The sequence below is a fragment of the Mucilaginibacter sabulilitoris genome, assembly GCF_034262375.1.
In the GTDB taxonomy this organism is placed as follows: Bacteria; Bacteroidota; Bacteroidia; order Sphingobacteriales; family Sphingobacteriaceae; genus Mucilaginibacter; species Mucilaginibacter sabulilitoris.
This window is the reverse complement of sequence record NZ_CP139558.1, coordinates 929,263-940,883: the sequence shown is the minus strand read 5'-3', so window position 1 is coordinate 940,883 and position 11,621 is coordinate 929,263. Positions and strand designations below refer to the sequence as shown.

Sequence of the window (11,621 nt, the reverse complement as noted above, 5' to 3'; positions counted from 1 at the left end):
GCTTAAACGGGCGGTGTAAAAAGATTAAGATCGTAAATATTCATTTTCTTTTCAATGGCGGTCACGTGATCAACAGCCATATCGAACCCATCACCCCCGAATTGCTGCTTTTCTTTTTTCTCGAAATCTTCGCCCAGGGAATCATACTCATGCTTGGAAATGAGTTTGTGCAGCGCCGGAAACAGAACAGTATCCTCTCTTGCCTCATGCGGGCTGTACATCCGGATGAACCAGCGCAGGTCACCAGCGACTGCCGCTCTTTCGGCTTCGGTCAGTTGCTGTTTCCGGGTTGCCGCAATGACCCGTTGTGTCAGTATGCGGCCTTTTTCATGCTGAATTCGGAGCGTTTTTACCAGGTCCACCAGTTGCCCGGCTTTTTCAAAGCGGGGGAACAGGTGATCTTCCTCCAGCTTTTCATGATAGTCTTCAATAAAGGTCTTGATCAGTTGTGCCGACTGCCCGACCAATGCGATCTCCAGATCATTGCCGGAAGTCAGGCGGTTGGCCGCCTCGTCATAGATCAGTAATATCCGCTTCAGCACACCATGCTCGCGCATCAGGTCCTCATTAGTGGATACGTCTTCATCGCCGTCTTTTTCTTCGCAGCTGGTCAGTAATGCTGCTCCTGACGCCAAAAGGATACCGCTTTTGGTTAAAAAGCTCCTCCGATCCTGCAAGTGACGCTCATTTTCCTTCTCCTTTTCCATAGCTTTACGCTTTAATGTTTTACTTTGACAGGCTGGCCGTCTTTGATCTCCTCATTAGGAGAACTGATCAACTGGTCACCAAGTTTTATATTTCCGGCAATTTCCGTCCGGTCACCGTTGGTGACCCCGGCCCGCACATCTACCCATTGCGCTTTTCCGTTTTCCACCCTGATCACGAACTTGCGTTCTTCTGTGGTCACCACAGCTTTATAGGGGACCATGATTCCGGGATGTGGCCTGTTTACCGGCAGGTTCACCTGCGCAAACATGCCCGGTTTAAGCCCTGTTCCGGTACCCGGAAGGGTAAATTCCCAGATCTCACCGCGAACCTGCGGGTCGATAGCTTCCGACTTTCGCGCCAAACGAGCCTTATACACCTGTCCGGAATTGGCGGCAACGGTAAAGCTGGCCGTATTATCGCTCAAGGCGGTGGAGGTATAAGCTTCCGGGACGGTGACGTCGATGCGTAATACCGAATTATCTTCCACGGTGAACAGCAATGTTTTTCCCACATTATCCACGTAATCCCCTTTAAAAATGTTTCTGGCCGTTACCACGCCATTGAACGGTGACCTGATCGTCAGGTAATCGGCGATCGCTGCATTAGCGTTTGCGGCAGACTAAAAAAGAAAATTCACATAAAAAATAAATACATCCAAAATGACATCCTGCCGAGGAAACTTCTCAGTTTTTTAAGCGAAATATTCATTTGATTTTTTACTGTTTTTTCTGAAATACCTAGCTGTTCGGCTATTGCTTTATGTGACAGATGCTCATTTCTGCTTAAGTGGAAAATTTTACGTGCCTGTTCAGGTAATTTATCTGTAAAATGAGCAATTAATGTTTTTAACTCTTTTACCTCAATTCCCAAGTCAGTAAAATCACCGATCCTTTCATGCGCAGGGAATGTTTTAAGAATTTCATCCCTGAATTTTCCCTGTCTTATCACGTTTAATACTTTAAACTTGACTGCGGTAAGAATATAAGCTTTGAGGCAGCTTATCTGAAGCTTTGTTTTATTATGCCAAAGCCATATAAAAACATCCTGCACTATGTCCATAGCCGCTTGTTCATCCCTTAACAGGTTAAAAGCAGCTTTGTAAGCAACATCCCAGTATCTGTTATAAATTTGTGTAAACGCAGCTTCATCATCTGCCTTCATCTGGCGCCACAATTCAAAGTCAGTCTGCATTTTAAGGGGAAGCTTCTACTATGATAGCAAATATATCAATAACTTTACATACAATTGATATGGTATTAACATTTGTAATAATACCTCAAGTGCTGGGTTATCACATTTAAACTTTCCGTTTACCGTGAAAAAGTTATCAGATAACTTTGAAAAGAACGTACAAAATAAGAACAGTCTGACGATTAACACTGAAGGTACGTCTATTTCAAAGGCTACACATCTTGATTATGCTATTCCAGCGGCAAAGATTGCCGGGCTTTCATCCGGTGAGTCTGTCGGTATGGTTGCCGACAATCCCGATCAACGTATTCAATTAAAATTATTTCATAGCCAAATTCAAAATGACCACGAAGCAATAGCAAAAGAGGAAACTGCATATAAGCCTATCCCGTTGATCAATTACGCGTCCCCAGAGGATGTAGAAGAAAATTATAAGGAGATCAAGAGACACCTTGCGGCCCTCGTTCATTTGTTGTTAACTGATTTTTTTATCATTTCTGTAAGGTTTTATTTATTCTAACGACCAACCTTTCAAAATCAAAATCATGAAAAGATTATTTTTAACGATCATTATATCTATCGGTTTATTCACTCTTGGTGCTAAAGCCCAGTCAAATACTGGCTTTGCTGTCGTGGAATTATTTACTTCTGAGGGTTGTTCGAGTTGTCCTCCGGCGGACGCACTAATTGCCAAGATTCAGCAAGAGAATACCGGAAAACCAGTTTATGTACTAGCTTTTCATGTCGATTACTGGGACCGGCAGGGTTGGAAAGATAGATTCAGCGATCATGTTTTTACAGAGCGTCAGCAGCAATATGCTACCTGGCTACATTCAAACGAGGTTTATACCCCGCAAGCAATTATTAATGGTAAAACGGACTTTGTGGGTTCTGAGGCCGTAAAAATGCATAGTTTAATTGCACGAGAACTGCAGCATTCTAATCAGGAAAGTATTTCGTTGTCAGATCTTGTTATTGGCAAAGGCAAAATTAATTTTAAATACAACGTAGTTTCTCCAAAGAGAACAAAGGTGGTGTTTGTGTTGGTACAAAAGGATGCTGTCAGCCAAGTTAAGTCCGGTGAAAACCGGGGCCGCACCTTAGGCCATGTACAGATAGCGAGAAGTCTTGCTTCTGTAGATCTAAATAGCTCAAAAACGGGCACGATGCAGTTGGGACTGCCTACTGGAACTGATGCCGGTCAGTTTGAAGTTATAGCGTTTGTTCAAAATGCAAATAATGGGGTAATAACCGCTGCAAGCAAGCTAAGCACAAATATCTAATAGGCTATTTTAATATTTGCACATATCAATTCGTTTAATGAAGCAGATCTTGTTGGTAGAAGATGATCCCCAGATCACTCAATTATTGCAACTCCATTATAAAGAGCCTAACTATCTATTAACGGCGACCGACAGTGGCCAAGACGGTCTGGAAAAGGCACTACAGGGAACTTTCGATCTTATTATTCTGGATCTTACCTTACCGGATATCGACGGCATGGAAGTATGCAAAGGAATCAGGGACCATAAAATTTCAACAGCAGTTCTAATGCTTACATCAAAATCGGAGGAGATTGATAAGGTGCTGGCGCTTGAACTCGGCGCCGATGACTACGTGACCAAACCTTTTGGCATCCGTGAATTGTTGGCGCGCTCAAAGGCGCTGATCAGAAGAACGGAACAAGTCACGGCCCCAATTACGGAGGTAACCCACGAAATAAGCATAAAAGACCTTCAAATTGACTTGAATCTTAGAAAAGCTACATTGAAAGGCAACCGGATTGATCTTACACCAAAAGAGTTTGATTTATTGGTACTTTTAGCAAGTAATCCAGGCAAGGCCTTCACTCGACAGGAATTACTTGAGCAAGTTTGGGGTTATACATTTTCCGGTTACGAGCATACCGTTACGGCGCATATCAACCGCTTGAGAATAAAGATTGAAACCAACCTGGATCAACCTGAATATATACTAACCAGTTGGGGTATCGGCTATCGATTCATAGGATGAGAACAAGACCAAAAAGCATATTTTCCCGCATAGGTATTTTTATATTTTTAGTCATTACAGCATTAGGCGTTTCCTTTGTGTTGATCACTTATAATGCAACAAGTGATTATTATCAGGCAAGCCTCCAGTTGTTGAATAAAGACGAGGCCCCGCGCATTGCTGCTCTTACGCCGCTTTTTTCAAAACAGGGCATTGATCATCATAAAGCGGATTCTGTCTTTGATAATACAATGATCGTTAGTCCTAATACGGAGGTATATTTCCTGGATACACTTGGCCATGTCAAATATTATTATGCGCCGGATTCACTGATAAAAGAGCGACAGGTACCTACAGATAAAATCAAGATCTACTTGAAAGACAATCTGCATTTGATCAGGAATATTGATCCCAGGGACCCCGAAACACTGAAGATCTTCTCCGCAGCACAGGTGAAGGTTGACCATCAGAAGATTGGATATATTTACATCATACTGGCGAGTAAAGAATACCGGAATGTAGCCGAATTCGTATTCAAATCACAGGTTGGCGGCTGGGCGACTAAAGTGTTTTTCATGATCATTTTTGCAACAATCATTTTTAGTCTCTTGTACACCAGTAGATTGCAGCGAAGCTACAACCGGGTTATTCAGGTGCTCGATCAATTTAAGAACGGTGATTTGAATGTCCGCTTCGACACGAAGGAAAACGATGATTTTTTTCCAATTGCCGACGCGTTCAATAAGATGGTCGCGATGCTGGACGAAAACTTTCGCAGGCTCAAATTATTGGAAGAAGAACGCAGGGTTTTTCTCGCCAATATCTCACACGATCTGAGGACACCGCTTGCCATAGCACGTGGATATACGGAAACCATGCTAATTGAAACGCCAACTACGCATGGAGAACAGGAACGTCACCTGGAAATGGTTTTAAGTAAAATCATGCAGGTAGAAAAGTTGGTTTTACAGCTTTTCGAGCTTTCCAAAATGGAATCAGTGAATTTTATACCGCATAAAGAACCTTTTATTTTCTCAGAGATATTGCAGGAAACGATCAAGGGCGCAGAATTCCAGGCAAAGCAAAAATCAATTGAAATAAGCTGCGAAAACTGCGAAGATAATACACTAGTGGATGCGGATATCTCCATGATGGAAAGAGTTGCGCAGAACCTCTTGGAAAATGCGGTGAAGTACACCCATCCCGGTGGGTTTATTAAAATCAGGCTGCAGCGTGAATCCGGCTTATTAACGCTTGAGTTGGAGAACAGCGGAGATCCATTGCCTCCGGCAATCCTCAATTGGGTAAACGATGCCGCCGACGAAGATGCGATAAAAAGGCCAAAAGGCGCCGGATTAGGCCTTGCCTTAGTTAAGCGCGTCCTTAAACTGCACGGCTTTAAATTCAAAGCAAGCCTATCAGCAGAATCTGCTAATAGGTTCTTAATCAGCCTAAATAGTTATACTTATCCAGTTAAAAAGATAGGATAAACGGAGGATACGTTATACTTCTGTGAGAATTTGAAGGGGGATCATGAGCGATCTTTGAAACATAAAGTTTTCAAAGAACTCATGAAAAAGACCATCATAATTCACTTAAAAAAGCTACCGGTTATAATGCTGGTATTATTTTGCCTGCTAAGCGTTCAATCTTACGCAAGCCCTTCTTTACAAACAGACAGTATCAGTAGTGCTGACGTCCAGTTCACGCCGATCAACCCGGATACCCCTGCAGCCGACGTAAGTAAATCCGTCGTTCCAGCTAAAGAAACCAATCCAGCGGTCGCCTCTGTAAAACCTGCAACCAATAGTAGCCGGTCGCTAAGCCTTTGGACCATTTTTCTTGAAGGTTTCATCGGCGGGTTTGCGGCACTCCTATTACCATGTATCTTTCCTATGCTGCCATTTACGGTTAGCTTTTTTACCAAACGACATACGCAGGCAAGGAAAGGCATAATAGATGCCATTATTTATGGCCTATCCATTATCCTGATCTATGTGGGGCTAGGCATGCTGATCACCATCATTTTCGGTGCGGATGCATTGAATGCGCTGTCGACGAACGGAATATTCAATTTCGTTTTCTTTCTGTTATTGGTTGTATTCGCGGCATCTTTCTTTGGGGCGTTCGAAATTACGTTACCCTATAAGTGGACCAATAAAGCAGAAGAAAACACCGACAGAAAAGGATTTGTTGGTATATTCTTTATGGCCGCCGCTCTTGCGTTGGTATCATTCAGTTGTACAGGCCCAATTATTGGTACCTTGTTAGTACAGGCTGCTACATCAGGCGCAAGGCTAGGCCCGGCCATAGGGATGCTCGGATTCTCGGTTGCGCTTTCATTGCCATTCGTATTATTTGCCATGTTCCCTTCATGGTTAAATAGCCTGCCGAAGTCAGGAGGCTGGTTAAATAGCGTAAAGGTGGTACTTGGATTCCTGGAACTGGCATTGTCGCTTAAATTCCTGAGTAATGTAGATCTGACCTACCACTGGCATTGGTTTGACCGCGAAGTTTTCCTGGTGTTGTGGATCGTGATCGCCGCCCTAACAGGGTTCTATTTATTAGGTAAGCTAAAGTTTAGCCATGATTCGGACATAAGTTATATATCCGTACCTAGATTATTCCTTGCAATTGTCGTCCTTTCGTTTACCGTTTATATGGTTCCAGGGCTGTGGGGCGCTCCGCTAAAGTCTATATCAGCGTTTTTACCGCCTCAGGCATCGCAGGATTTTGATTTGTATACGCCGACACTTTCGGGCGGCGGTTCAAATACTGCCGCTGTCGCGCCTGCAGATCAGGCCGCGCACAAATATGCCGATCTGTTCGATAAGCCATTAAACCTTAATCCATTTTTTGACTACAAAGAAGGGCTGGCTTACGCCAGGAAAGTTCATAAACCGATCATTATCGATTTTACTGGTCATGCCTGTGTGAACTGCCGAAAAATGGAAGCCAGCGTTTGGCCCGATAAAAAAGTATTGCCTTTACTGAAAGATAGCTACGTACTTATTCAGCTTTACGTGGATGACAAAACGGAACTACCTGCAAACGAGCAATACATAAGCAGCTTTAGCCATCGTAAGATCACTAACATCGGTGCATTGAACAGCGACATCCAGGCAACCCGCTTCAATACGAACTCACAGCCCTTTTATGTGCTGCTTAACCCGGCGACAGAAATGCCGATGGTAACACCGGAGGGTGCCGATTATAATCCTGACAGCTACTACAACTATCTGCAATCAGGCATCAATTCATTCAATAAAACTAACTAAGATGAAACGCAAGATCGTTATGGCAGGGCTAACATTGTTTACCACTGTACTGATTTCCTGTAAAGACACTGCAAGTTTTACCATTTCAGGCACTATTGATCATCCAGCTAAACAGCCAATGGTATTTCTACAAAAGGCTGATAGCAGCGGCGAATACCAATCTTTAGACTCGGTAAAATTGTCTGCTGACGGTGTTTTCAAGTTTAAAAAAGAATCGCCATTCCCCGAGTTGTATCGTTTAAAGATCGATACGACACAAATTGACCTGGCAGTTCAAAATGGGGATATGATTGAGGTTAATGCTGATTTAGCAGACAATACTCACCATTATGCCGTCACCGGATCAGATGCTTCCAATGCTATTAAGCAGTTCAATGAGCTGGCTACAAAGTTTAACGAAATCAGCAATCGTATATCCGCAGATTTCGAAGTCAAATTGAAAGCGCATCCTGCGAGCGCAGACTCGCTGATCAAAGCGTTGATGCCTGTTTATTCAAAAAATCAGGCTGATTTCAGCCATCAGGCTATAATGTTTATAAAAAATAATCAAAAGTCTTTGGCAGCCTTTTATGCCGCCAGCACTCTTGACCCAGTGAAGTTTGAAATGCCGCTTATCAGCTACGCTGATGGGATTAACGGCGATTTGCTTAAAAACCCTTTAGTAAAAAAGTTTGTGAATGCAATGGCAGCAGCAAAACCACTGTCCGTTGGACATGATGCCCCCGAGTTTACCATCAGCGACAGTAACGGAAAGCCTGTAAAACTTTCTGATTATAAAGGTAAATGGATAATGATTGACTTTTGGGCATCATGGTGCGTACCCTGTCGCCAGGAGAACCCTAATGTGTTAAAACAATATCAGCACTTCCACCAGAAAGGTTTGAATGTTTTGGGCATATCGCTGGATAAAGATAAAGCCGCATGGCAAAAAGCGGTTAGCGATGATCACCTTACCTGGACGCAGGCATCAGATTTAAATAGCTTTCAAGGCACCGCCGAGCAGCTTTATCATATTGAGGCCATTCCTTCCAATTTCATTATTGATCCGCAGGGAAAGATCGCTGCAAAAAATGTGAGGGGTACCGACCTGGAAGATTTTCTAAAAAAAACACTTTGATAATATCAGTAACAAATTAAACATCATGAAAAAGATCATTTTTTATATCCTGTTTTTCATTGCCTCAGCGGGCGCGGCGTTTGCCTCTCCAGTGATGAAAAACAATACAACAAAACTGAACAAAGCCAGGTTAGATACCGCAACATTTGCTACGGGATGTTTCTGGTGTGCTGAAGCGAAGTTTAAACAACTACGCGGCGTTGTTTCCGTAAGCTCCGGCTTTTCAGGCGGCCACACTGTAAATCCAACCTACGAAGAAGTATGCACTGGCACAACCGGGCATGCAGAATCGGTAAATATCCTTTTCGATCCTAAACAGATAACATTTGATGAGCTGGTAGAAGTATTTTTTACCGATCACGATCCAACCCAATTAAATCGTCAGGGCAATGATGTTGGCACGCAATACCGTTCTGCCATTTTCTACCATAATGCTGCCCAAAAACAAAAGGCGGAATATTATATCAAAAAGGTAAACGATTCGCATGCTTACCCGAAACCTGTTGTAACTCAGGTAGTGCCATTTAAAGTATTCTACAAAGCTGAAGGGTATCATCAGAATTATTTCAGCAGGAACGGAAGTGCGCCTTACTGCAAATATGTAATCCAGCCGGAACTGGAGAAATTCAGGAAAGTATTCGCAAATAAATTAAAAAACAACAAATAAATAAACATCATGAAATCATTCGTCATAACAACTGTACTGCTACTTTACCTGGCAGGCGGCGCTTTTGCGCAGCATTTGAAATCCGCCAGCGGACATGAGAATAATCCCTATTACTCGAATACAGATATAAAAAAGTTAAATATCTCTAACGCCGAATGGAAAAAGATCCTGCCAGCGGATTTGTATGCCACGGCCCGTGAGGCAGCAACCGAGCGCCCTTTCACAGGTAAATACTGGAACGCTGATGCTAAAGGAACTTATTACTGCGCCGTTTGCGGTAATGAATTATTCAGGTCAAATGCAAAGTTTTCCAGTACCTGCGGCTGGCCAAGCTTTTTCGAGCCGACTCGAAAGAACAGCGTTATCTATAAAGAAGACCATTCGTTTGGAATGGACCGGACAGAAGTTCTCTGCGCCCGATGCGGCTCACATCTTGGCCATATCTTCGATGACGGGCCTGCGCCGACTTACAAACGGTATTGTATGAATTCAATATCACTTGATTTTCAACCGGATAAAAAATAATACAGTAAACGATTTAAAAATTCAATCACGTGAAAAAAATACTATTAATCATTATAGCGGCATTCATAGGTACAAATGCCTTCTGCCAAATCGAAAAACCTGTAACCTGGTCATTCGCCCTTAAGAAAGAGAAAAATAACGAAGCAGTAATTTTACTCAAGGCCTCCATTAAAAGCAGTTGGCATATTTACTCGCTTGATCAAAAAGAAGGCGGGCCGGTAAAAACAACCATTACCTTCTTGCCTGCAGCAGGTTACACCTTAATAGGAAGAAGTAGCCAGCCGCAGCCCCAAACGAAGTTCGAAAAGGCCTTCAATATGAAGGTGTCTTACTTCGAAAACACGGTCGTCTTTCAGCAAAGAATTAAACTCAAACCAGGTAAAGGTACGCTGCACGGAAAGCTAGAATATATGACATGCAATAACCAAAAGTGCCTGCCGCCTGAAGATCTGGATTTTACTATTAACCTTTAAAAGCAATGATACCAAATAACGAACATGTGCAGTGCCTGATCATCGGTTCGGGGCCTGCTGGATATACCGCCGCTATATACGCGGCGCGCGCTGACCTTAAACCTGTCCTATATACAGGTATCATAGAAGGCGGACAATTAACGCAGACAACGGAAGTTGAAAACTATCCCGGCTATCCCGAAGGAATTCAAGGGCCAGCAATGATGCAGAATTTTAAAAAACAGGCGGAGCGACTTGGCGCAGACATTCGGTTTGGTTATGTTACTTCTGTCGATTTCTCATCGTTGCCCCATAAAATTACAATAGACGACAGCCAGGTAATTACTGCCGACGCAGTAATCATTTCTACAGGAGCTTCCGCAAAATGGCTGGGACTTGAATCTGAGCAAAAGTACAATGGCTTTGGCGTATCGGCCTGTGCTGTTTGTGATGGTTACTTCTTTAAAGGGCAAGATGTAGCCATTGTTGGCGCTGGTGATACGGCCGCCGAGGAAGCCACTTATTTGGCCAAACTTTGCCGAAAGGTTTACATGCTGGTGAGGCGCAATGAATTCCGCGCGTCAAAGGCGATGATAAACCGTGTTTTGAATACCCCGAATATCGAACTATTGTATGATACCGAAACGGTTGAAATATTGGGAGATGGTTTAAATGTGACCCGCGTAAAAGTAATCAACAATAAAACGAATGTTGAAAAAGAACTGGCTGTTACCGGTTTCTTTGTCGCCATAGGCCATCACCCAAACACCGACATATTTAGAGGCTGGATCGATATGGACGCGGTCGGTTACATCAAAACAAGGCCGGGCACAACACGGACAAATGTAGCGGGCGTATTCTGTTGCGGCGATGCGCAGGATCACATCTACCGCCAGGCGGTCACAGCAGCAGGCAGTGGTTGCATGGCGGCTATAGATGCCGAGCGTTACCTCGCCGCCAAACACCACGCGGTAACCATTGATTCAATAACCGTTAATTAACAAAATATATCATTCCTAATCCAAACATGATGTTGCCGAATGAATTATCAGTTAATCCCCAAAAATGGGTCGATAAACATGCAGATTACCTCTATGGCTACGCCATTACCCGTATAAGTGATGAAGAAGTGGCACGCGACCTTGTACAGGAAACCTTCCTGGCCGCATTGGAAGCGTTACCGGAATTTGAAGGAAAAAGCACCGAAAGGACATGGTTAACAGCAATTTTAAAATATAAAATCATAGATACTTACCGCAAAAAATCAAGACAGGGTATCAAAGTGCCGCTCGGCACTAACGAAGAGCGGGTTGAATATTTTGATCCTGATCTGAATAACTGGAAAACAGAGCACTGGCCCGCTCCATTTGGGGTTGAAGATCAGGATCCGCTGCATAATAAAGAATTAAACAATGTGCTGCAGGACTGTATGAAAAAGCTGCCTCCGTTTTGGCTCACTATTTTCACAATGAAGCACATGGATGATTCATCGAAAGATGTTATCTGTGATGAGTTAAAATTATCAGAATCAAATTTCTGGGTAATCATTCACCGGGCAAAAGTCAGTTTGAGATCTTGCCTTCAGAAGCGATGGTTTTGATCGCTCAATTGTCGATCGTGATTTTTTTTATTACCCTTGTAAGGAAACAAATTATTTGGCGACTAATTTTCGTGAAACCCTGAACTATTCA

13 protein-coding genes and 1 pseudogene are annotated in these 11,621 nt (G+C 43.2%); 11 read left to right on the top strand and 3 right to left on the bottom strand.

Going from position 1 to position 11,621, the window contains the following annotated elements; translation table 11 throughout:
• Nucleotides 1-2: 2 nt before the first annotated feature.
• From SNE25_RS04235 to SNE25_RS04225, 3 genes and pseudogenes are all read right to left on the bottom strand, one after another.
• The gene (locus tag SNE25_RS04235; RefSeq protein WP_321563843.1) at nt 3-677 is read right to left on the bottom strand and encodes a hemerythrin domain-containing protein; all 675 of its coding nucleotides are present in this window, start codon (nt 675-677) and stop codon (nt 3-5) included.
• A 41-nt stretch (nt 678-718) separates the two neighbouring features.
• Nucleotides 719-1,306 (bottom strand): annotated as a pseudogene (locus tag SNE25_RS04230) (efflux RND transporter periplasmic adaptor subunit); the annotation flags it as partial.
• Nucleotides 1,307-1,341: 35 nt separating this feature from the next.
• Nucleotides 1,342-1,899 carry an RNA polymerase sigma-70 factor gene (locus tag SNE25_RS04225; RefSeq protein WP_321563842.1) on the bottom strand — a complete coding sequence of 186 codons (558 nt, stop codon included), beginning with the start codon at nt 1,897-1,899 and terminating at the stop codon, nt 1,342-1,344.
• Nucleotides 1,900-2,023: 124 nt separating this feature from the next.
• Between SNE25_RS04225 and SNE25_RS04220 the strand changes: the two genes are divergently transcribed.
• From SNE25_RS04220 to SNE25_RS04170, 11 genes are all read left to right on the top strand, one after another.
• On the top strand, nt 2,024-2,419 hold the full coding sequence (locus SNE25_RS04220) for a hypothetical protein (RefSeq protein ID WP_321563841.1): 396 nt from the start codon (nt 2,024-2,026) through the stop codon (nt 2,417-2,419).
• A 25-nt stretch (nt 2,420-2,444) separates the two neighbouring features.
• Nucleotides 2,445-3,182: a DUF1223 domain-containing protein gene (locus SNE25_RS04215; RefSeq protein ID WP_321563840.1), complete on the top strand. Its 738-nt coding sequence runs from the start codon at nt 2,445-2,447 to the stop codon at nt 3,180-3,182.
• 37 nt (nt 3,183-3,219) lie between these two features.
• On the top strand, nt 3,220-3,912 hold the full coding sequence (locus SNE25_RS04210; protein WP_321563839.1) for a response regulator transcription factor: 693 nt from the start codon (nt 3,220-3,222) through the stop codon (nt 3,910-3,912).
• Nucleotides 3,909-5,381, top strand: coding sequence for a HAMP domain-containing sensor histidine kinase (locus SNE25_RS04205; protein WP_321563838.1), 1,473 nt, complete (start codon nt 3,909-3,911; stop codon nt 5,379-5,381). The genes SNE25_RS04210 and SNE25_RS04205 overlap by 4 nt, the downstream gene beginning before the upstream one ends.
• An 81-nt stretch (nt 5,382-5,462) precedes the next feature.
• On the top strand, nt 5,463-7,169 hold the full coding sequence (locus tag SNE25_RS04200) for a protein-disulfide reductase DsbD family protein (protein WP_321563837.1): 1,707 nt from the start codon (nt 5,463-5,465) through the stop codon (nt 7,167-7,169).
• 1 nt (nt 7,170) lies between these two features.
• A complete protein-coding gene (locus tag SNE25_RS04195) occupies nt 7,171-8,286 on the top strand; it encodes a TlpA disulfide reductase family protein (protein ID WP_321563836.1) in 1,116 nt (371 codons plus the stop codon).
• A gap of 25 nt (nt 8,287-8,311) precedes the next feature.
• The gene (msrA, locus tag SNE25_RS04190; protein WP_321563835.1) at nt 8,312-8,953 is read left to right on the top strand and encodes a peptide-methionine (S)-S-oxide reductase MsrA; all 642 of its coding nucleotides are present in this window, start codon (nt 8,312-8,314) and stop codon (nt 8,951-8,953) included.
• Nucleotides 8,954-8,962: 9 nt separating this feature from the next.
• Entirely contained in the window at nt 8,963-9,478 is a 516-nt protein-coding gene (gene msrB / locus SNE25_RS04185; RefSeq protein WP_321563834.1) for a peptide-methionine (R)-S-oxide reductase MsrB, read from the top strand.
• Nucleotides 9,479-9,507: 29 nt separating this feature from the next.
• Nucleotides 9,508-9,951, top strand: a complete 444-nt coding sequence (locus SNE25_RS04180) for a protein-disulfide reductase DsbD domain-containing protein (RefSeq protein WP_321563833.1) — start codon at nt 9,508-9,510, stop codon at nt 9,949-9,951.
• Between the two features lie 5 nt (nt 9,952-9,956).
• Entirely contained in the window at nt 9,957-10,931 is a 975-nt protein-coding gene (trxB, locus tag SNE25_RS04175; RefSeq protein WP_321563832.1) for a thioredoxin-disulfide reductase, read from the top strand.
• Nucleotides 10,932-10,957: 26 nt separating this feature from the next.
• Complete coding sequence (locus SNE25_RS04170) at nt 10,958-11,530, top strand: sigma-70 family RNA polymerase sigma factor (RefSeq protein WP_321563831.1); 573 nt, start codon at nt 10,958-10,960, stop codon at nt 11,528-11,530.
• Nucleotides 11,531-11,621 lie beyond the last annotated feature (91 nt).